Genomic DNA, 20,104 nt, shown 5'->3' with positions numbered 1-20,104 from the left:
CCCGTCCCGAGTGTTCTCGTCCGACCCGGAGGTCCCTGCCTGTGTCCACTGAACGCATGACGATCACCCGCGCCCTGAGTGAGCTCAAACTCCTCGAGAAGCGCGCCAACAAACTCATCGACGAGACCACCTTCGTCACCTTCACCGTGGGCGGCGCCCCACCCCGCGAGGCCCGCAGTACCGCCGAGTTCACGGAGCGTGTCCTGGCGCGGCGTCAGAGTGTCGCCGACCTCCTGCGTCGCCGCTCGGCCATCAAGGCGGCCGTCGTCGCCAGCAACGCCCGCACCACCGTGGACGTCGCCGGTCAGATGTACACCGTCGCGGCCGCCATCGAACGCAAGGCCAGCGTCGCGTTCGATCAGCGCCTGATCGCGCGGCTGCGCAGCGACCTCGCGGGCGCGCAGCGGCAGGTCGAGCTCACGAACGAACGCGCCGAGGACCGCCTCGACCAGCAGGCGCAGGCGCTGCTCGGGAAGGAAGGCTCGCGCGGCGCGGAGTACGAGGCGCTGCACCGCTCGTTCATGGACCGCAACGCCGCGCGGCTACTCGATCCGCTGGACGCGCAGGCAGACATCGACCGGCTGTCGGATCAGGTAGACGCGTTCCTGGCGGAGGTGGATCAGGCGCTGAGTGTCAGCAACGCCGTGACGGTGATCGAGGTGCCCTGAGGGCCTGGGGCTGGCCGTTCGAACGCGCGCGTCGTGACCGCCCCGGCCACAGGGTCATGTGGCCACTTCCTGACTTCCGAAACTGGATGTCTCCTGCGCGGCCCCCCCGCGATTCTGCGGGGGACACGCCGCTGAAGGCTCAAGTCTGACGGTTCAGGTCGCAGGATTCACGTTCCTCAAGCCTCTTTCCCTGAACGCTCAACGTTCACCGCTTACGGCTCGATCAAATCCTGGACGCAGGGCACTCCCGGACCCGGTCACTCCGGCGCGCGGCCCCCAGGCTGAACGGTCAGCCCAGCAGACACCTCCCCCACCGTGACGGCTGGGGGAGGTGTCTGCTGTCATACGGGATTCAAGTGATTCCAGATCATTCGGAGTCGCCCGGTGGCCCCCTCACCCTTCCGTCGCTTCGCTCCTCCCTCCCTCTCCCACAGGGGGAGAGGGGGCAATGGAACGCGATCACGGTGCAAGCAAGTCAATTTAATCCCGTATCAGAGGCGGGGGTCTTGTGGTGGAACGGCGATCACGCCGCCCCAGGGGCGGTAGGCGCTGCGGAAGCGGTCTGTGCGGACGGTGCCGGAGGGGAACGTCACGGTCCGCTTCACTTCGGTCACGCCGCCTGTGGCGGGCATGTCGATGCGGCGCGTCTCGCCCGGGGCGAGGTCGGTCGCGCGGACGAATGCCGGGCCGGGCGGCACCTGAAGGCGCTTCAGTGGGCCGCCCTCGACGCGGACGGTGCGCCCGTCGGGTCGTCCGAACAGGTCGGCGTGCAGTGTCTGCCCGGACGTCCAGCGGAACTGCACGAGCAGCGGTCCGGCGGTGTCGTTGCGGACGCGCAGGTTCTTCGATCCGGCGTACACGGCCGCGTCGAGGCCGGGCTGGCCGTAGTAGGCGACCTGCACGGAATGCGCGTGCCGTTCGGGGATGGGCAGTCCGGCGCGCAGGGCCGCCCGGAAGAGGGTCGTGCTGACCTGGCAGATGCCGCCGCCGTCTTCCAGGCGCAGCGTGCCGCCCGCGAGGACGTAACCGGGGCGGAAGCCGCGCGTGGCACTGACCGGGCCGGTCAGGGCGTTGAAGTCGAGCGTCCCGCCGGGCGCGGTCCACGTGCCGTGCAGGCGGTCGGCCCCGACGCGGATGTTGTGCACGCGGAAGTCCGGGCTGCCCGCGAAGCTGGACTGGCCGCCGCCCAGGTGCGTGAGCCGCTGCCCGGCTGCCCAGCGGACGCTGCGGGTGGGGGCCGTGAGCTGCACGGGCAGGGCCGCCCGGCCCCCGGAGGTCAGTGCGGCGGTCAGGGCGGCCTGGGCGGCGGCGGGAGTGACGGTCCAGCCGGTGCGGGCGGCGCCCACCCAGCGGCCGGATTCGAGGCGGAACCGGATGTCCTGCGGCGCGCGGTTCACGGCGCGCGCGAGCTCGGCGCCGGCGCGGCGCAGTTCAGCGGTGCGCGCGGCGGCGGGTCGGCCGGGCAGGTCGTCCGGGAGGGTGACGGTGCGGGCGTGATGGTCGGTGACGCGCTGCACCTGCCCCTGAACGAGGCGCGGTTCGGGCACGCTCCAGCGGACCTGGACGGTCAGGGCGCCTGCGCTGGACACGGCGAGGAGGGGCAGCAGGGCCCAGATTCGGCAGTTCATGATCACTCCAGGGAACTGCCCCGACCTCGCCGGGTTCCGGGAGGGACGGGGCAGGGCGGCCTCAGGGGCGGGTCGCTGACCGGGGGGACGTCACTGGGGCATCAGGACGGTGTCGATCACGTGAATCACGCCGTTGCTGGCGCCGATGTCCGTGCGGGTGACCCGGGCGTCGTTGATCCGCACGCCGTTCGACGTGGAGATGGACACGGCGCTCCCCTCAGCGGTCGTGGCGCTGCTGAGCTTGGTCACCTGGGCGCTGGTGACGCGACCCGGTACGACGTGGTAGAGCAGCACGGCGCGCAGTTTCTCGCGGTCGTTCAGCAGGGCCTGCAGGTCCGCCTGGGGAATCTTGGCGAAGGCGGCGTTGGTCGGAGCGAACACCGTGTACGGCCCGGCGCCGTTCAGCGTGTCGACCAGTCCGGCGGCCTGCACGGCGCTGAGCAGCGTGCTGAAGTTGGGGTCGTTCGCGACGATCGCGGCGATCGTGCGGCCACCGGGCACCATGCTGCCCCCGCCTGCGAACACGGTCGTCGAACACATCAGGGCCGTCATGATCAGCGTACGCTTCATATTCATCCTCCGGTGCATCACAGTATTTGCTCGAACCGTTTTGATTCGAACCGGACATCAGATTAGAATTTGCGCGCTTCTCTTGGTCGTGCCCGGCGATACAGTTATTGTTTCCCCCAGTGAATCTTTGAGTGACCGCCTACTTTGATCAATTCTCACGCCTCACATCGTGAAGGCTCATCCTCTCATGATTCAGGTGCAGACGACGTCATGCACGCGCGGCTGCCCCCCGTGGCGCGTCCATGCGGAGCCACTGGTGTCGACGCGCCGCCCAGTCGGGTTCGGGCACCCCGCGACTCTTGGGTGCGGCGGGCCATCCTCTCGATGCCACTGTCCGGACGGAGGCGCGGCGCCGCGCCGAGAACGCCTGACACGGATTCCGTTTGTTTCGCCAACAATCCGGAACTTCACCGGATCGCCGGCTCCACGTCCGGAACCCGCATTCCTCTGTCTCGCACCGGTTTCCAGGAGGATGGAAGGGCCAACGACCCACGCCCTTCCATCCTCCTGAATGCTGCTGTCACTTGCTGCGGCGGGTGTTGTAGGACTGGCTGCGGGCGCGTTTCTGCGCGAGCTGGACGTTCTGCGCGAAGTCCTGGTCGAGGGAGGTCAGGGCGCCGATCTCGCCGTGCAGGCCCTGAATGCCGAGGGCATGCAGGCGGCGGACCTCGCGGCTGAGGCGTTCGCGGGATATCTCGGGTGCCCCGGCGGCGGCGTGCGCGACGGCTTCCTCGCGGGCGCGGGCGGCGCGCAGGCGTTCGGTCAGGAGGCGCACGTCGGGGTTCTCGGCGGGTTCGGGGGACCCGGCGGGCTGGACAGGGAGGTTCAGCTGGGCGCGCTGGACGTGCCGTTGCCCGCTGCGGTCGGTCCAGGCGAGGCGGATGCGGGTGATGCCGACGTCGCTCGCCTCGGGCTGGGCGGGGACGTGCACGGTGAAGATCAGGTCGGTGGGGCGGTCCTGGATGAGGTTGGGGAGTTTGGCGCGGCCGGTGTCGGTGCGGGGCAGGTCGTTCAGGAGTTCGTGGCGGCGGCTGCCGAGGGCGGGGTTGGGTTCGATGCCCAGGGAGACGGTGTGGCCGCTCGTGCGGCTGAGGCCCTGGAGTTCTTGCTCGAAGTAGCGGGGCAGGTCGGCCGGGTTCTCGATGTGTTCGAAGTTGCCGTCGCCGGCGTCGGCGACGGCCTGCATGAGGTGATCGTCGTAGTGTTCGCCCAGGCCGATGGTGCTGGTGCTGACGCCCAGGGCGGTGAGGCCGCGGACGTGGTTGGAGATGACGCTGGGGTTGGTTTCCCCGACGTTGGCGCCGCCGTCGCTCAGGAGCAGCACGCGGTTGAGGGCAGCCGGGTCGAGGTGCTGGGCGCAGAGGGTGGCCCCTTCGAGCCAGCCGGCGTGCAGGGCGGTCATGCCGCCGCAGGTGACGGTGTCGATCAGGGCGCTCAGGGCGTCCGGGTCGGTGGCGGGCTGCGGGGGGATGACGGTGGTGACGGTGTCGTCGAAGGTGACGAGGCTGACATGGTCGGTGGGGCGCAGCTGGCGCACGGCGGTCTGCGCGGCGAGGCGGGCCATGTGGAGGGGCTGGCCGCTCATGCTGCCGCTGCGGTCGAGGACCAAGGCGAGGTTGAGGCGTGGGGGCGTCTGGGTGCGGGCCGCCTGGGTGGGGGGCGTGAGGCGGGCGTGGATGACGAGTTCGGTGTCCTGTCCGGCGGTGAGGGTGGGGATCAGGGGGCGCAGTTCGATGTGCATGGGTGACCTCGTGGTGGGACGCGTGGGGGGTAGTGGTGGGTGGACGCTTCACTCTACATCAACAACTTCAGTTGTCAACAATTCAGAGTGTCAGCATGGATCGAGGAACGAGCGCGGCGAGATGCCAGCCCGGAACACCCCCAGCCTCACACGCACCCACGACAACCACTGACGCGGCACAGCGGGCCACACCGAATGATGTTCACGCGGCGGTTACGGCCGACCTGAGAGAACGCCCCGCAGGCCAGCCCCTGCCACGGGAGGACACCCTGACCAACCCGGCACGCCACCGACCCCCCCCGCACGGTGCGCCGCGCCACGCGCCTCACGCGGTACGTGCGGCTCGCGCTGCCCTGGGCGCGACCACCAGCCTGGCCGCCACACCACAGGACACCCTGGTGTACACCACCCGGATCGGTGCGACCCTCGACCCCGGCGCCACCTCCGACATGGCCTCGGGCAGCGCGGTCGAGAACATCGACGAGACCCTGGTCACCTACGACCGACGCCTCAATCGCACCGAACCCCCTCCCCCGTCCCGCTCGTCCCCTGGATCAGGTGCCCGAGTCCTCCAGCACGTCACGCACCCGGCGCAGCAGGTCCGCCCAGCGGGCCTCGCTGTGGGGCGCGCGGAAGTCGGCGGACACCTGCACCTCCAGGCCCGGCGCGACTTCCACGCGGCGCCACACCTGTCCCGGCCGCGTTGAGGCGTGATCGGACGCGCGTGGCAGGATGCCCCTCATACCCCACCGGGAGGGTGCCGGACTGGGCAGGGCCGGGCTGGGGAGGACCCGGCTGGGCGTCTCCGGCACGGCGCGCGCCAGCCGCTCGGCGGGGCGACGCAGGCCGTCCAGGTACGCGACGGCCGGGTTGGTCGGCAACTTCATGTTGCCCAGCAGCAGGAGCCCGGGGCTATCCGTCAGGGATGCATCGGATCGCTCGGGCGGGGCGGAGGGGTTCTCGCCGGTCACGCCGGTGAGCGCGAGGTCGGCGAGTTCTTCCTCGCTGCGGCCAAGCAGGGCGCCGACGAGCGCCTTGCCGCTCAGACCGTCGGCCATCAGGCGCCGCAGGGCGAGCAGGCCCAGCAGGTGCGCGCGGCCGTAGCGGGCCTCACGGCCCTCGCGGGTGGGGGCGGGCAGCAGGCCGACGGTCGTGTAGTGCCGTACCAGCCGTGGGTTCATCTCGTCTTTCAGGCGGGCGGCGCGGTCCCCGGGCAGCAGCTGTGCCAGCAGCCGGTTCGCTTCGCTGACCAGCGCGTCGATGCCGCCACTCCACCGCTCTTCTATTCCCAGCACCGCTTCAGGGTACCCCGGCAGCGGGTGGGGCGCTTCGCGGCCGGACCAGCGGGGGCCGGGTGGATTGACGGGGCCAGGCGGGAGGTGTACTGTCAGGGTAATCGTTAACCCACTCATCGGCGGGACAGCCGCGTCCCGCCCCAGGAGCCCCCATGTCCGCACCCGTCACCATCGCCGACGTGGCGCGCCTCGCCGGCGTGTCCACCGTCACGGTGTCCAAGACCCTGAACAACACCGGCCGCATCAGCGAGGAAACCCGCGCCCGCGTCCTGCGCGCCGCCCAGGACCTCGGCTACGTCGCCAACCCCGCCGCCCGGCGGCTGCGCGGCGCCCGCACCAACCTCGTCGGGATGGTCATCCCGGAACTCGTCAGCCCGTACTTCGCCGAGGTCGCCCGCGCCGCCGCCGAGGCCGCCAGCAGCGCCGGACTCGACCTGGGCGTCTTCACCACCAGCCGCGACCCCGTCCGTGAACGCGAACGTGTCGCGGCCCTCAGCGGCGGACTGGCCGACGGCCTGATCCTGGTCGTCCCGACCGACGATCCCACGCACCTCGCGGCGCTGGAACGCAGCCGCACCCCCATCGTGCTCATCAGCCACTTCGGGATTCCCACCGACCTCCCGAACGTCCGCGCCGACTCGTACCACGGCGCGCGCGCCGCCACCACGCACCTGCTCGACCTCGGGCACCGCCGCGTGGGCTTCATCGCGGGCGCCGCCGAGTCCAGTCAGGCCCACGAACGACTGCGCGCCTACCGCGACGCCATGGAGGAACGCGGCCTGCTCGACCCGGACCTGATCCGCCCCGGGAACTTCACGCAGCGGCGCGGCTTCGAGGCGGCCCGCGAACTGCTGGACCTGCCCAGTCCCCCCACCGCGATCTTCGCCGCGAGCGACGCGACCGCCTTCGGCGCGATGGACGCCGTCAAGGACCGCGGCCTGCGCGTCCCGGCCGACATCAGCGTGGTGGGCTTCGACGACATCGCCGCCGCCAGCCAGAGCCACCCGGCCCTGACCACCGTCCGCCACCCCATCCACGACATGAGCGACAGCGCCCTGCGCCTGCTCGCCGGCGCACTGGCGGGCGAAGCGGTGCGCGGCACGGTGCTCGACTACCCCAGCGAACTGGTCGTCCGGGAGACGACCGCCCCGCCCCGAAGTTCCTGACGCCCACCCGCCCCAGCCCGAACTCGCCCGCCTGAACCCAGACCGCCCCCGCCGGAGCCCACCGCGCCCCGGCGACGGTGACCCATGCCCGCAGGAGGCCCCATGACCGACGTGCTCCGCTCCAGTCCGACCGCCGCCCAGCGCGGCCCCCGCCAGCGCCTGCTGGCCCGCCTGTGGCGCCACCGGGGCCTGTACCTGATGCTGCTGCCGGGCCTGCTGTGGTTCGCGCTGTTCCGCTACTGGCCGCTGTGGAACGCGCAGATCGCCTTCAAGGACTTCCAGCCGGTACAGGGCGTCCTGCACAGCCCCTGGGTGGGCCTGAGCAACTTCACGCAGTTCTTCCAGTCGTACTACTTCACGCAGCTCATGACCAACACCCTGGTGATCAGCTTCGCGAAACTGCTGATCGGGCTGCCCCCGGCCATCATCCTGGCGCTCGCCATCCACGAGAGCAGCCGCAAGGGCCTGGCGCGCGTCACCCAGACCGTCACGTACCTCCCGCACTTCCTGTCGTGGGTGATCGTGTTCGGCATCCTGCTCGCCATGCTCTCGCCCGGCAGCGGCCTGGTCAACAAGGCCCTCGTCGCGGCCGGTGGCGACCCCGTGTCGTTCCTGACCGATCCCGGCGCGTTCCGCGCGGTCGTGATCTTCAGCGACATCTGGAAGGAGACCGGCTGGAGCGCGATCCTGTTCCTCGCCGCGCTGATCGGCATCAGCCCCTCGCTGTACGAGGCGGCCGAGGTGGACGGCGCCACCCGCTGGCAGCGCATCCGGCACATCTCGCTGCCCGGCATGCTCGACGTGATCGTCCTCGTGACCCTGCTGCGCCTGGGGCACATCCTGGACGCCGGGTTCTACCAGATCTACGTCCTGTACTCGCTGCCGGTGTACTCGGTCGCGGACGTGATCGACACCTGGGTGTACCGCCAGGGCATCCAGAACTTCCAGTTCTCCCTGGCGACCGCCGTGGGCCTGTTCAAGGGACTGATCGGCCTGCTGATGATCGTCGTCGCCAACCGCGTCGCCCGCCGCTTCGCCGGTCAGGGCCTGTACTAAACCTGCGCCGCGCCCGCACCCCACCTGAACCGCGCCTGCACCGCAACTGCACTGCACCTGACCGGAGGAGACCCGCATGACCCGAACCCGCCACGACCGCACCTTCGACCGGAGCGTGAACGCCTTCCTGATCGCCGTGCTGCTCATCACCCTGATCCCCCTGATCTACGTGCTGGCGGTGAGCATCACCCCGCTGGGCCGCACGCCGAGCCTGCTGCCGACCGCCGCGTCCCTGGCGGCCTACGCGGAACTCCTGAAACAACCCGCGCTGATCCGCGCGCTGGGCAACAGCGTCTTCCTGACCCTCAGCGGCGTGCTGATCAGCATGATCCTGACCGTCTGCACCGCGTACCCGCTGTCCCGCCCCGACCTGCCGGGCCGCAAGTTCCTGACCGGCGTGATCCTGTTCACGTTCCTGTTCAACGCCGGGCTGATCCCGCTGTACCTCGTGATCCGCGACCTGCACCTCCTGAACACGTACTGGGCGCTGCTGCTGCACGGCGCGGTCAGCGTGTACAACCTGCTCGTCATGAAGAACTTCTTCCAGAACCTCCCCGAGAGCCTGGAGGAAGCTGCGAAGATTGACGGCGCGACCGACCTGCAGGTCCTGTGGCACATCGTGCTGCCGCTGTCCAAACCGATCCTGCTGACCATCGGGCTGTTCTACGCCGTCACGCAGTGGAACTCCTTCTTCGAACCCGTGCTGTACCTGTCCGACGCGCGGATGATGCCGCTCCCGGTGGTGCTGCGCGACATCCTGACCGGCCTGAACTCCGCCGAGTACGTCGAGTCCGCCGCGACCACCACCGCCCCACCTGACGCCCTGAAGATGGCGGCCGTCGTCCTGACCACCATTCCCATGCTGCTCGTGTACCCGTGGATTCAGCGGTACTTCACGTCCGGCACGCTGTCCGGCGGCGTGAAGGGCTGAGCACCCCCGCAGCCCAGACCTGCATCGCCCACCCACCCAGACCGTCCACCCCCACACCGGAGGTTCCACCATGACGCACCCCCGCACCACCGCCCGCACCCTGGCCCTCGTGACGCTCAGCGCCCTGCTCGGCGCGCACGCGCAGAAAGCGACCGACCTGTCGGTGGCGCTGTACGCCGCGAACCCCGAGGCGCCCGCCCCCACCGCCGGGTGGGACACCGGCGAGGTCATCCGCGCCCGCACCGGCGTGAACCTCAAGTTCACCATGCTCCCCACCGGCGCGGACGGCGACAACAAACTCGGATCGCTGGCCGCCGCGAACGACCTGCCGGACCTGTTCGAGATCCGCAACCGCAACCTCTTCTACCAGCTGATCCGCCAGGGACAGGTCGCGCCCGTGTCCAGCCTGCTGGCCCAGATGCCGCAGCGCACCAAAGCCCGCTACGGGAACGCCATGCGCAACGGCCTGGTGAACGAGAACGGGCAGATGTACGGCCTGCAGGAACCCGCCACGCTCAGCCGCCAGTACGGGATCATGATCCGGCAGGACTGGCTGGAGAAACTGAACCTGAAAGCCCCCACCACCCTCGACGAGTTCCTGAACGTCGCCCGCGCCTTCACCGAACGCGACCCGGACGGCAACGGCCGCAAGGACACCTTCGGCTACTGCGGCGTGATCGACTTCGACACCGCGGGCATCCTGCCCGGCCTGGGCCTGGGCAATCACTTCCAGTGGGTGTACGGCGCGTACGGCGTGCCCGGCACCTGGAACTACCGCGCGGGCGCCGCGTTCGCCGCGAACGTCCGCAACCCCAACTACCGCAAGGCCACCGAGTACGTCCGCAGACTCGTGGACGCCAAGGTGATGGACCCCGACTGGGCCACCATGAAACGCAGCGACCTGCGCAACCGCTGGCAGCAGGGCAAGTGCGGCCTGTTCTTCGAGAGTGTCGGCGGTCTGATCGCCGGGTTCAAGAACTTCGAGGCGAACAACCCCAAGGGTGACCTGCGCTTCGTGCCCGTCCCGAAAGGCCCGGCCGGGAGCCGCTCCATGGGCACCTTCGCGAACGCCGGGACGCTGCTGGTCGTGTCGAAGAAAGCCATGGACGCCGGGAAAGGCCCCGCCATCGCGAAATTCCTGGAATGGGCGAACAGCGGCGAGGGGTACTACCAGCTGGCCTTCGGGAAGAAAGGCGCGGACTACACCCTGGTCGGTGGGATTCCGACCGTCACGACCACCAACGTGAACGGCCGCCTGACGAACACGCAGCTGCGCTTCCTGGCGCTGAACGGGCAGGCGGCGGAACTCAAGGGCCGCTACGGCACCCTGAAGTTCGGGGACGGCCGCTCCGTGAACGTCTACAACCTGCTGATGGACACGCGCCGCACGAACAACTGGATCGACCGCAGCGGCGACCTCGTCGTGCCCGCCGCGCCCAACCAGGCCGACATCGACCGCTACATTTCCGAATCGCTCGTGCAGTTCGTCCTCGGACAGCGGCCCCTGAACGACGACAGCTGGAAGGCCTTCACGGACGGCCTGAACGGCCTGAACTTCGCCGGGTACGAGAAGAACGCCTACGCGGCCCTGAAAGCCGGGGGGTTCGTCAAGTGAGCGCCACCAGCCCGCACTTCCACACCATCCCGTCGGCCCCTGGCCTGCAGCCCCTGCAGGACGACTCCTGCACGCTGCTGGACTTCGCTAAGCTCAACCTGACCGCCGGGCAGAGCGTCAGCGGCGAATCCGGCGACCGCGAGCACCTCCTCGTCGCCCTGAGCGGCCGCGCCCACGTGCAGGTCGGCGACCACACCTTCGACTCGGTCGGGGGGCGCGCCAGCGTCTTCACCGGCCTCCCGCACAGCGTCTACATCCCACGCGGGCACACCTGGACCGTCACCGCCCACACCGACTTCCAGGGCGCCCTGCCGTCCGCGCCCAGCGACCTCGACACCGCCCCCTACGAGATCCGCCCCGACCAGGTCAACACCGGCCAGTGGGGCACCCTCAACTACGCCCGGCAGTTCCGCGAGATTCTCGTCGCCCCGAACGGCCTGCCCGCCAGTCGCCTGATCGTCGGGGAGACCCTCACGCCCAGCGGCCACTGGAGCACCTACCCCCCCCACCGCCACGAGGAGAACGCGGGCAGCGAGAAGTTCCACGAGGAGATGTACTACTTCCGCGTGTCCAGCCCCGAAGGGTGGGGCCTGACCCGCCACTACTCCCCGGAACGCGGGTACGACGATACACACACCGTCCGTGACGACACGCTGCTGGCCATCCCGCACGGGTACCACACGTACGTCAGCGCCCCCGGCTACGCCGGGTACTACCTGTGGTTCCTCGCCGGGGACGGCCGCACGCAGGGCGTGAAACTCGACCCGGACGTCGGCTGGGTGCAGAAGACCGTGGGGATGCTGTGAGCACGGTGCCTATGAGCACCAACCCCTTCGACCTGAGTGGCCGCGTGGCGCTGGTGACGGGCGGCGGCGTGGGCATCGGGCAGGCGCTGGCCGTGGCGCTCGCGCAGGCCGGAGCGGACGTCGCCATCAACACCCACACCCACCACGACGGCACGACCGGCACGCAGGTCCAGGCCGCCGGGCGACGCTTCGCCGCGTTTCAGGCCGACCTCAGCACCCAGAGCAGCAGCGACCTGAACACCCTGCTGGACCGCGTGGAAACGCAACTCGGGCCGGTGGACATCCTGGTGAACAACGCCGGGATCATCCGCCGCGACGACGCCCGCACCTTCAGCGACACCGACTGGGACGACGTGATCGCCCTGAACCAGACCGCCGTGTGGCGCCTGTGCCGCGCCGCCGGGGCCCGCATGCTGGAACGCGGGCACGGGAAGATCATCAACGTCGCCTCACTGCTGGCCTTCCAGGGCGGCATCCGCGTCCCCGCGTACGCCGCGAGCAAGCACGCCGTGGCGGGCCTCACGAAGGCCCTCGCGAACGAGTGGGCCTCGGGCGGCGTGAACGTGAACGCCCTCGCACCCGGCTACATCGCGACCGACAATACGGCCGCGCTGCGCGCCGACCCGGACCGCAGCCGCGCCATCCTGGACCGCATTCCCGCCGGACGCTGGGGCCGCCCCGAGGACCTTGCGCAGCCCGCCGTGTTCCTCGCGTCGCCCGCCAGCGACTACGTGAACGGGCACGTGCTGGTCGTGGACGGAGGCTGGCTTGCCCGCTGACGCGACACGGCCCGCGCAGCCCGACACGCTGACGGAGACGCTGCGCGCGGCGGGCGTGGTGGGCGTGCTGCGCGCCCCAGATGCGGAGGCCGCGGTGCACGCGGCCCGCGCCGCCGCGCGCGGCGGCCTGCGCGTGCTGGAACTGACCTTCACGACGCCCGGCGTCACCGACGCCCTGCGCACCCTGCGGGCCGAGCTGAGCGGCGTGACCGTCGGCGTCGGCACGGTCCTGACCGCCGCGCAGGGCCGCGAGGCTGTTGACGCCGGAGCGGCGTTCCTCGTCAGTCCCCATCTGGACGACGACCTGTTGCGGGAGGCGCAGACCCTGGGCGTGCCGTACCTGCCGGGCGTGCTGACGCCCAGCGAGGCCGTGCGGGCCGGGCAACTGGGCGCACGGGTGCTGAAGGTGTTCCCGGCGGCCAGCGCGGGCGGTCCCGGCTTCATCCGCGACCTGCGCGGCCCGCTGCCGGACCTGCAGGTCATGGCGACGGGGGGCGTGCGCCCGCACGAGGTGCCCGCCTACCGCGACGCCGGGGCGCTCGCCGTGGGTCTGGGCGGGCACCTGTTCCCCGCCCGGGCCGTGCAGGACGGCAACTGGGACGCCGTGGAGGCCGCCACCCGCGCCGCCCTGCGCGAGGCAGGGCTGCCGCTGTGATTGGTGCTGCGACGGACACTGCGACCCACCCGGAACGGTCCCTGGACCTGATCGCACTCGGGGAGTGCATGGTCGAACTGCGCGCCGACGGCCCGCTTGGGGACGCCCCGCACCTGACCCGCGCCTGCGGCGGGGACACCCTCAACGCGCTGGTGAGTGCCGCCCGGCTCGGGAGCCGCTGTGGGTTCATCAGCCGCGTCGGGAACGACCCGTTCGGCCACGGACTGCGGCGCGCGTGGCAGGCCGAGGGGATCGACGTGACGCACGCGCCGCTGGTGGACGGCGAGAACGGCGTGTACTTCATCTCACTGCACGCGGACGGCGAGCGCGAGTTCACGTACCGCCGCGCGGACAGCGCCGCTACTCAGCTGAGCCCGGCGGACGTGGACGCCACGTACGTCGCCGCCAGCGGGACGCTGCTGCTGTCGGGGATCACGCAGGCGATCAGCGGTTCGGCGCAGGCTGCCACCCGGCACGCCGCGCAGCTTGCCCGCCAGTGCGGCACGCGCGTCGCGTTCGACCCGAACCACCGACCGCGCCTGTGGGCCGCGCGTGGGGGCCTGGACGCGGCCCGCGCCGCCCTGCACGAGGTGCTGCCCTGCGTGGACCTGCTGCTGCCGAGCTTCCCGGCGGACGCCGCACTGCTGGAGCACATCCCATCGGATGCGCCCGGCACCGCAAGGGCTTTTGCGGCGCTGGGCGTGACCGTGGCTCTCAAGGACGGCCCGCACGGCGCGTGGCTGTGCGAGCCCGGCGGCGAGCCCCTGCATGTGCCCGCCCCGCCCGTCGCGGACGTGCTGGATACCACGGGTGCCGGGGACGCCTGGAACGGCGCGTTCCTGCACGCCCTGACCCGCGCCCAGCCGCCAGAACAGGCCGCCCGCACGGCGCACGCCAGTGCCGCGCACGTCATCCGCCACCGGGGCGCCCTGCCGCCCCCCCTTCCTCTCACGCCCCGCCACCCGGAGACTGCATGACCGATACCGCCCCCACCCCGCCCGCCCTGACCCTGGGCGCCGACTGGTCCCCCGCCGAACCCGGCGTGACCCGCAAACTCGTCGCGCGCGGGCAGCAACTCATGGCCATGCAGGTCCGCTTCGAGCGCGGCGCGCGCGGGTACCGCCACGAGCACCCGCACGAGCAACTGACCCTGGTCCTGTCCGGCACCTTCGAGTTCGTGCTGGGCGACACCCGCCACACCCTGCGCGCCGGGGACAGCCTCAGCATTCCCGGCGGCGTGCCGCACGAGGCGCTCGCCGTCAGCGCCGGGGAACTGCTCGACATGTTCACCCCGGTCCGCGAGGACCTCGTCGGCCCCTGACCCCACCCCCCCACTCCTGCACCCGAGGCTTCCCGTGCCCAAAGGCCAGCTCCGCTTCCTGACGCCCCACACCTTCACCGACCCGGACACCGGCGCGGCCGTCACGCGCCTCACGCCGCCCGACGTCACCTGCCACCGCACGTACTTCTACCAGCGCTGCTTCACGCAGTCGGGCGACCGGCTGCTGTTCGGCGGCCTGTTCGACGGCGACTGGAACCTCTACCTGCTGGACCTGAGCAGCGGGGAGGCCCGGCAGCTGACCGAGGGCAGCGGCGACAACACCTTCGGCGCGTTCCTGAGCCCCGACGACCGCGCCGCGTACTACGTCAAGGGCGGGCGCGAACTGCGCCGCGTGCACCTGGACTCCCTGCGCGAGGACGTCGTGTACACCGTCCCGGACGGCCAGCGCGGCTACGGCACCTGGGTGGCGAACAGCGCGGGCACGCACATGGTCGGCATCGAGGTCGCCGAGGGGGACCTGCTGCCGCTCGACACCTGGGCAGGCTTCCGCGATACCTTCTTCCGGAACCCCCGCTGCCGCCTGATCGTCATCGACCTGCGCAGCGGGCACGCGCAGGTCATCCATCAGGAGGCCCGCTGGCTGGGTCACCCCATGTACCGGCCCGACCCACCCGGCGGCGGCCCGGCGGGCGGGCGCGCCCCCACCGTCGCGTACTGCCACGAGGGACCGCACGACCTCGTGCAGCGGCGCATGTGGCTGATCGACGAGGACGGGCGGAACCCGCGCGCCGTGCGCCCGCACGTACCCGGCGAGTCCTGCACGCACGAATTCTGGGTCCCCGACGGCTCCCGGCTGATCTACGTGCTGTACCGCGCCGGGCAGCGCGAGCGGCTGATCTGCGCCGCCGACCCCGACACCCTGACGAACGAGACGCTGATGCCCATGCCGCCCTGCTCGCACCTGATGAGCAACGCGGACGGCTCCCTGCTTGTCGGGGACGGCAGCGGCCCCCCCGAGGACGTCGCCGACGCGGCCGCGCACCAGTTCGACCCGGACCCGTTCCTGCACCTGTTCGACCTGCGCGCCCGCACCAGCCGTCCCCTGGCGGGCCACCACTCGTCGTGGCGGGTCCACCTGGGCAGCCGGCAGGTCACGCACCCCCACCCGTCCTTCACGCCGGACGAGCAGGCCGTGCTGTTTACCAGCGACATGCACGGCGAACCCGCGCTGTACCTCGCCCGCATCGGTCCCTGAACGCCGCGGGCGAGGTGGATCAGGTCAGTGCCGCGTCCGGTCCGCGTGCCGGTCCCGCAGCGCGCAGCCTTCGGCGGTCCACACGCCGAGCAGGGGCGTGCGGGCCGTTTCGGGCAGGTGCGGCAGCAGGTCGTGTTCGGTCAGGTGCAGCAGGTACGCCAGGGCGTCACGGGCGGCCTGCGGCCCCTGCGCGAGCGCCTCGGGCGTCACGGTGACCATCCCGGCCCGGCGGCGTCCGTACGTGACGCGGACGTGGAACGTCAGCCCCGGGGCGGGTTCGGTGGTCATGAAGCAGGTGAGCGTGCAGCCGGGCCGTGTGGGTCGCGGGGCGCGGCGCAGGCAGGTCCGCCCGAGCTGGAGGTGCTGTTCGGGGGACGGAAGCGGTGGGTGCGCGGGGACGGTCATGCGGGGCTCCAGGGGTCGTCGAGTGCCCCCCACCGTCGGGCAGGGGGCAGGAGGGACTCAGGGCTGGCGGGGCGTCAGGACAGGTTCGACAGGGCAGGTTCGGGGGTCAGCGGCAGTCGCGGACGTTCAGGCGGGCCTGGGCGGGGTCGGCGCTGCGGGTCAGGAACGCGCGGGTGTTGTCCGTGAGGATCTGCCGGGCGCCGAGGCTGGCGGCCTGCAGGTCCTGCTCGCGCAGCGCCAGGGCGCTGAGGTCCGGCTGGGCGACGCACAGCGCGCCGCGCTGCACCTTCAGGGTCTTGCCCGGGGCAGTCGGGACCGGGACGGTGCTGGCCTCGCCGGGCAGCGGCAGGGCCGCGCAGTCGCTCTTCTTCGCGGTGGGCAGGTTGCCGGTCAGGAAGTACTCGGTGATGGGCGTGTCCACGCAGGCGGTGCCGTAGGGGAACGCGGCGTGCTGCGGTTCGTCGTCGATGAAGATCATCTTCGCGCCGGGCGTGCTGTTCAGGGCATTCAGGGCGCCTTCCTGCGCGGTGGCGGGGTCGAGTTCGTTCTGGAGCATCAGCAGGGGCGGCATGTTCGCGGGAATGGCGGGCTGAGCGACGCTGGGGCCGCCCTTCCACTGGTAGCAGGCGTTGGCGACCGACGCCCCGCCGAGCAGCGGGTACGCCCGGGCTTCCTGCTCGTCGCGGGCGCGGACGGCCTTCAGGTCGGCACTCCAGGGCGTGTCGTTGCAGGTGACGGCGGTGAACACCGAGGAGGACGCGTCGAGTTCCACCGGGGCGGGGGCCGCGCCGCGCAGGTCCTCGCGCACCTGGATGAGGTTCAGGGCGACGCCGAGCGCTTCCTCGTTCCCGGCCTCGTCCGGCAGGTACGTCTGCTGCGCGGCGAGGGCGCTCAGCTCGTCCGGGCCTGCCTGCGGGTTGGCCTGGATCAGGGCGCTGACGGTCACGGCGGCGCGCAGGATCACGCCGATCAGGGGCAGGTCGTCGCGGCCGTACATGAACTGCGCGATGTACCGGCTGGTGATGGCGCGCAGGTCGGCGTCCAGGCCGTTCTGCGCGGCGTACACGGCCGCGCCGGACTGACCCAGCCCGAAGTACGCGTGCTGCCGCGCCAGGTACGGGGCGACCGAGTCGCGGAAGTCCCGTTCGAAGGCCATGGGCTGGTACCCGAAGGTCTCCTCGAAGGGCGCGTTGAAGGAGGTGTTCCCGTCGAGCAGCATGCGGCCGGTGTGCTGCGGGAACAGCTTGGCGTACCAGGAGCCGAGCCAGGTGCCGTAGGAGTACCCGATGTAGTTCAGTTTCTGGTCGCCCATCAGTTGCCGCGCGAGGTTCAGGTCGCGGGCGGTGGCGTCGGTGTTGATGAAGGGGGTCAGGGGGTTCTTCTGGCAGGCCAGCGCGACGAGTTTGCCCTCGCGGAGCATGGCCTGGACGTTCTTCTCGCTGCGGTCGGTGGCGGGGGGGCGGATGGGGTCGCTCAGTTCGTTCGTGCCGCAGTTCAGGCGGCTGCTGGCGCCCACGCCGCGCGGGGAGAAGCCGATCAGGTCGAACTGCTCGGTCATGGTCTTCAGGTTCGCGGCGGCCGGGGTCTTCACGCCGCCCCTGGACCACAGGTACCCGTAGATGGGCGCGAACGCCAGGCCGTCCCCGCCGGGACCGCCGGGGTTGAAGAAGATCGCGCCCTGGCGCTTGGCGCTGTCGGCGGCGGCGAAGCGGATCAGGGACACGCTGGCCTTCCCGGCGGCGGGGCGGTTCCAGTCCAGGGGGACGCTCAGGTCGGCGCAGCTCAGGCGCGCGCTGATCTGCGTGAACAGGCGGCTCTGGTCACTGCCGAGGATGGTGGGGTCGCACGCGGCCCAGGTCAGCGTCTGCCCGGTGAAGGGTTTCAGGGCGTCCGCTTCGGGGGTCTGGGGGGGCTTGCAGGCGACGAGGCTGGTGGTCAGGGCGAGCAGCGCGGCGGCGCCGGTGGCCGCGCGGGCGGGTCGGGTGGTCATGGGGGTCTCCTCGGAGTTGGGCTGGTGTGGGGGCAGTGGGCGGGCAGTGGGGGCGGTGTGCAGGCGCGGCGCCGTCCGGGACCGCGCTTCACATGTTCATCAGACTGTTCTCACGGTACGCAGCCATGCGGGCGGCTGGCATCCGCGTGAAGAGGTAGGGCGGGTATCACTTTCGACATACGCCCTGTGGCCCGCGCGCCCGCCCCGCCCTGGGCACTAGACTGCCCAGTCGTGTGCCGCTCCGCCCCTCACCGCCGATGCTGAGTGCGTTCCTGCGCCGCAGCGACGTGCGGGCGTTCCTGCGCCGCCCGCGCGTGACGCCCGTCGTGGTGTTCGCCGCTCTGGGCATCCTGACGACGTTCCTGCGCAGCCTCGTGATCAACCCCGGCGAGGACCCGACCCTGCCCCTCCAGAGTCCGGCCAGTGTGGCCGCGCGCGCGGCGCTGGCGGCGGCGTGGTTCGCCCTGACGCTGTGGGCGGTCCGGCCGGGCACGCGGGGCCGACTGGAGACGGCCGCGCTGTGGGCGGCGGCGGCCGCCGTGACCGTGCTGGTCGTGTGGGCGGACCGTCCGGCGGCCGCGCTGCTGGTCACGCCGGTCGTCGCGCGCTACTGGCTGAGCCTGAAGGGCACCCTGGCGCTGTTCGCGGCGCTGTTCGTGGCGAGCATCGTGATCTACCTGCTGATCCCGCCACTGGCGACGCTGGGCAGCCCCGAGGAGTGGCTGGGCCTGCTGGGCCTGGTCGTGCTGACGCTGACGCAGGGGGGCTTCACGTACGCCGCGTTCGAGTTCATGCTGCGCCACGAGGACCAGCAGGTCACGCTGCGCCGCGCGTACCGCGAGCTGCGCGGGCTGCGGGCGGTGGAACTCCAGCACGCGGCGCTGCAGGAACGCACGCACCTGTCGCGTGAACTGCACGACACGCTCGGCCATCAGCTGACCGCGCTGCGGCTCGAGGCGCAGCGCGTCCGGAAACTGCAGCAGCGCGACCCGCTCGACCCGCGCATCCAGGCGGCGCTGGACAACGTCATGGCGCGCAGCGGCGAGGCGCTCGGGGGCCTGCAGCAGGTCGTGTCCACCCTGAAACCCCCGGACCTGGACGGCTCGCTGGGCGAGGCGCTGCGCGACCTCACCCGCACCTGGCCCGGCGAGGCGCACCTGCGCACGGACGGCGTGCGCGGCGAGTGGCCCTCGGCGCACAACCTCACGGTGTACCGGGCGCTGCAGGAGGCCCTCACGAACGCGCACAAGCACGCTCCGGACTGCCCGGTCACGGCCCGGCTCACGCAGGGGGACCACATCGAACTGACCGTGAGCAACCCGCGCCTGCCGGGCCTGCCGCCCGGGCCGCCGTCAGGCCGCGCGGGGCTGAGTGGCCTGCGCGCCCGCGCGGAGGAACTCGGCGGGACGCTGCGCGTCCGGGACGGCGCGGACACCTTCGAACTGACCCTGACGCTCCCGCTGCCCGGTGACCCCGCGTGACGCCGCTGCGGGTGCTGATCGTGGACGACCAGCCGCTCGTGCGGCAGGGACTGGCGTCGCTGCTGGACCTCGAGGACGACGTGCAGGTGGTCGCGCAGGCCGAGCACGGCGCCCGCGCGCTGGAACTCGCGCAGGCGCTGAACCCGGACGTGATCCTGATGGACGTCCGCATGCCGGTCATGGACGGCGTGAGCGCCACCGCCGAACTGCGCCGCCGGGGCGGGCCGCCCGTGGTGCTGCTCACGACCTTCGAGGAGGTCGAGGACATGACCGGCGGCCTGAATGCCGGGGCGCGCGGGTACCTGTTCAAGAGCGCCGAGATCGAGGAGATCCTCAGCGCGCTGCAGCGCGTCCACCGGGGCGAGCAGGTCATCCACCCGCGCGTGGCGCAGCTGCTCGCGCAGCACCTCACGCGGACGCCGCCAGCGGCGCGGAGCTTCCATCCGCAGCGCAGCGGCGTGAGCAGTGAGACCGACGGGGGCCGGTTCAGCCGCCCGCGCGAGAGCGTGCTGACCGAGCGGGAGGTGCAGGTCGTGCGCGCCCTGGCCGCCGGGCACCCCAACAAGCGCATCGCCAGCCAGATGGGCATCAGCGAGGGCACCGTGAAGGTGCACGTCAGTAGCATCCTGGGGAAACTGAACGCCGGGAACCGCACCGAGGCGGTGCGCCGCGCCACCGACCTCGGCCTGCTCGGCGACGCGTTCCGCTGAGTACCGACCGGGAGGTCCGGGCGAATGGGAGGTTTTCGCGCGGCCCCACCCGGACGCGGGGGTAAGCTGGG

General features: G+C 71.4%; 19 protein-coding genes. 13 read left to right on the top strand and 6 right to left on the bottom strand.

Annotation, left to right across the window (positions count from 1 at the left end):
• Nucleotides 1-56: 56 nt before the first annotated feature.
• Nucleotides 57-668 carry a hypothetical protein gene (locus tag EXW95_RS20130; RefSeq protein WP_174369281.1) on the top strand — a complete coding sequence of 204 codons (612 nt, stop codon included), beginning with the start codon at nucleotides 57-59 and terminating at the stop codon, nucleotides 666-668.
• A 491-nt stretch (nucleotides 669-1,159) separates the two neighbouring features.
• Here EXW95_RS20130 and EXW95_RS20125 read toward each other — a convergent pair whose 3' ends face one another.
• The 4 genes from EXW95_RS20125 to EXW95_RS20110 form a co-directional block, all read right to left on the bottom strand.
• On the bottom strand, nucleotides 1,160-2,296 hold the full coding sequence (locus EXW95_RS20125; protein WP_174369280.1) for a VanW family protein: 1,137 nt from the start codon (nucleotides 2,294-2,296) through the stop codon (nucleotides 1,160-1,162).
• Nucleotides 2,297-2,386: 90 nt separating this feature from the next.
• Complete coding sequence (locus tag EXW95_RS20120; protein ID WP_174369279.1) at nucleotides 2,387-2,866, bottom strand: fasciclin domain-containing protein; 480 nt, start codon at nucleotides 2,864-2,866, stop codon at nucleotides 2,387-2,389.
• Nucleotides 2,867-3,386: 520 nt separating this feature from the next.
• Complete coding sequence (locus EXW95_RS20115) at nucleotides 3,387-4,607, bottom strand: VWA domain-containing protein (protein WP_174369278.1); 1,221 nt, start codon at nucleotides 4,605-4,607, stop codon at nucleotides 3,387-3,389.
• A gap of 554 nt (nucleotides 4,608-5,161) precedes the next feature.
• On the bottom strand, nucleotides 5,162-5,902 hold the full coding sequence (locus EXW95_RS20110) for a MerR family transcriptional regulator (RefSeq protein WP_174369277.1): 741 nt from the start codon (nucleotides 5,900-5,902) through the stop codon (nucleotides 5,162-5,164).
• A gap of 152 nt (nucleotides 5,903-6,054) precedes the next feature.
• Here EXW95_RS20110 and EXW95_RS20105 point away from each other — a divergent pair, with 152 nt between their 5' ends.
• The 10 genes from EXW95_RS20105 (at nucleotide 6,055) to EXW95_RS20060 (ending at nucleotide 15,447) form a co-directional block, all read left to right on the top strand.
• Nucleotides 6,055-7,068, top strand: coding sequence for a LacI family DNA-binding transcriptional regulator (locus tag EXW95_RS20105; RefSeq protein ID WP_174369276.1), 1,014 nt, complete (start codon nucleotides 6,055-6,057; stop codon nucleotides 7,066-7,068).
• A gap of 102 nt (nucleotides 7,069-7,170) precedes the next feature.
• Nucleotides 7,171-8,124 (top strand): sugar ABC transporter permease, encoded by a 954-nt coding sequence (locus EXW95_RS20100; RefSeq protein ID WP_217449544.1) that lies wholly within the window; start codon nucleotides 7,171-7,173, stop codon nucleotides 8,122-8,124.
• A 76-nt stretch (nucleotides 8,125-8,200) separates the two neighbouring features.
• Complete coding sequence (locus EXW95_RS20095; RefSeq protein WP_174369275.1) at nucleotides 8,201-9,055, top strand: carbohydrate ABC transporter permease; 855 nt, start codon at nucleotides 8,201-8,203, stop codon at nucleotides 9,053-9,055.
• Nucleotides 9,056-9,125: 70 nt separating this feature from the next.
• Nucleotides 9,126-10,670, top strand: coding sequence for an extracellular solute-binding protein (locus tag EXW95_RS20090; protein WP_174369274.1), 1,545 nt, complete (start codon nucleotides 9,126-9,128; stop codon nucleotides 10,668-10,670).
• On the top strand, nucleotides 10,667-11,476 hold the full coding sequence (gene iolB / locus EXW95_RS20085) for a 5-deoxy-glucuronate isomerase (protein ID WP_174369273.1): 810 nt from the start codon (nucleotides 10,667-10,669) through the stop codon (nucleotides 11,474-11,476). Before EXW95_RS20090 ends, iolB begins: the two co-directional genes overlap by 4 nt.
• A complete protein-coding gene (gene kduD / locus EXW95_RS20080; protein ID WP_371810202.1) occupies nucleotides 11,473-12,255 on the top strand; it encodes a 2-dehydro-3-deoxy-D-gluconate 5-dehydrogenase KduD in 783 nt (260 codons plus the stop codon). The genes iolB and kduD overlap by 4 nt, the downstream gene beginning before the upstream one ends.
• Entirely contained in the window at nucleotides 12,245-12,910 is a 666-nt protein-coding gene (locus tag EXW95_RS20075) for a bifunctional 4-hydroxy-2-oxoglutarate aldolase/2-dehydro-3-deoxy-phosphogluconate aldolase (protein ID WP_254606118.1), read from the top strand. The genes kduD and EXW95_RS20075 overlap by 11 nt, the downstream gene beginning before the upstream one ends.
• Complete coding sequence (locus EXW95_RS20070) at nucleotides 12,907-13,887, top strand: sugar kinase (RefSeq protein ID WP_371810201.1); 981 nt, start codon at nucleotides 12,907-12,909, stop codon at nucleotides 13,885-13,887. Before EXW95_RS20075 ends, EXW95_RS20070 begins: the two co-directional genes overlap by 4 nt.
• On the top strand, nucleotides 13,884-14,231 hold the full coding sequence (locus tag EXW95_RS20065; protein ID WP_174369271.1) for a cupin domain-containing protein: 348 nt from the start codon (nucleotides 13,884-13,886) through the stop codon (nucleotides 14,229-14,231). The genes EXW95_RS20070 and EXW95_RS20065 overlap by 4 nt, the downstream gene beginning before the upstream one ends.
• 34 nt (nucleotides 14,232-14,265) lie before the next feature.
• The gene (locus EXW95_RS20060) at nucleotides 14,266-15,447 is read left to right on the top strand and encodes an oligogalacturonate lyase family protein (RefSeq protein ID WP_174369270.1); all 1,182 of its coding nucleotides are present in this window, start codon (nucleotides 14,266-14,268) and stop codon (nucleotides 15,445-15,447) included.
• 24 nt (nucleotides 15,448-15,471) lie between these two features.
• Here the strand turns inward: EXW95_RS20060 and EXW95_RS20055 are convergent, their stop codons facing one another.
• Both EXW95_RS20055 and EXW95_RS20050 read right to left on the bottom strand, forming a co-directional pair.
• Entirely contained in the window at nucleotides 15,472-15,735 is a 264-nt protein-coding gene (locus EXW95_RS20055; protein ID WP_174369269.1) for a hypothetical protein, read from the bottom strand.
• 223 nt (nucleotides 15,736-15,958) lie between these two features.
• Nucleotides 15,959-17,842, bottom strand: coding sequence for an alpha/beta fold hydrolase (locus tag EXW95_RS20050; protein ID WP_174369268.1), 1,884 nt, complete (start codon nucleotides 17,840-17,842; stop codon nucleotides 15,959-15,961).
• A gap of 233 nt (nucleotides 17,843-18,075) precedes the next feature.
• On the opposite strand from EXW95_RS20050, the gene EXW95_RS21475 reads away from it, so the two are divergent.
• Nucleotides 18,076-19,323, top strand: coding sequence for a sensor histidine kinase (locus tag EXW95_RS21475; RefSeq protein ID WP_371810200.1), 1,248 nt, complete (start codon nucleotides 18,076-18,078; stop codon nucleotides 19,321-19,323).
• Nucleotides 19,320-20,033 (top strand): response regulator transcription factor, encoded by a 714-nt coding sequence (locus tag EXW95_RS20040; protein WP_217449543.1) that lies wholly within the window; start codon nucleotides 19,320-19,322, stop codon nucleotides 20,031-20,033. Before EXW95_RS21475 ends, EXW95_RS20040 begins: the two co-directional genes overlap by 4 nt.
• The last annotated feature ends 71 nt before the right edge of the window (nucleotides 20,034-20,104 follow it).

The organism is Deinococcus sp. JMULE3 (assembly GCF_013337115.1).
GTDB lineage: Bacteria > Deinococcota > Deinococci > Deinococcales > Deinococcaceae > Deinococcus.
This window is presented reverse-complemented; position numbering and strand designations above follow the sequence as displayed.

Bases quoted from the DNA above. Each gene is read 5' to 3' on its own strand.
- EXW95_RS20055 (WP_174369269.1), bottom strand. From the start codon at position 15,735: ATGACCACCGAACCCGCCCCGGGGCTGACGTTCCACGTCCGCGTCACG.
- EXW95_RS20125 (WP_174369280.1), bottom strand. From the start codon at position 2,296: ATGAACTGCCGAATCTGGGCCCTGCTGCCCCTCCTCGCCGTGTCCAGC.
- EXW95_RS20130 (WP_174369281.1), top strand. From the start codon at position 57: ATGACGATCACCCGCGCCCTGAGTGAGCTCAAACTCCTCGAGAAGCGC.
- EXW95_RS20050 (WP_174369268.1), bottom strand. From the start codon at position 17,842: ATGACCACCCGACCCGCCCGCGCGGCCACCGGCGCCGCCGCGCTGCTC.
- EXW95_RS20120 (WP_174369279.1), bottom strand. From the start codon at position 2,866: ATGAAGCGTACGCTGATCATGACGGCCCTGATGTGTTCGACGACCGTG.
- EXW95_RS20100 (WP_217449544.1), top strand. From the start codon at position 7,171: ATGACCGACGTGCTCCGCTCCAGTCCGACCGCCGCCCAGCGCGGCCCC.
- EXW95_RS20090 (WP_174369274.1), top strand. From the start codon at position 9,126: ATGACGCACCCCCGCACCACCGCCCGCACCCTGGCCCTCGTGACGCTC.
- EXW95_RS20115 (WP_174369278.1), bottom strand. From the start codon at position 4,607: ATGCACATCGAACTGCGCCCCCTGATCCCCACCCTCACCGCCGGACAG.
- EXW95_RS20095 (WP_174369275.1), top strand. From the start codon at position 8,201: ATGACCCGAACCCGCCACGACCGCACCTTCGACCGGAGCGTGAACGCC.
- EXW95_RS20105 (WP_174369276.1), top strand. From the start codon at position 6,055: ATGTCCGCACCCGTCACCATCGCCGACGTGGCGCGCCTCGCCGGCGTG.
- EXW95_RS20065 (WP_174369271.1), top strand. From the start codon at position 13,884: ATGACCGATACCGCCCCCACCCCGCCCGCCCTGACCCTGGGCGCCGAC.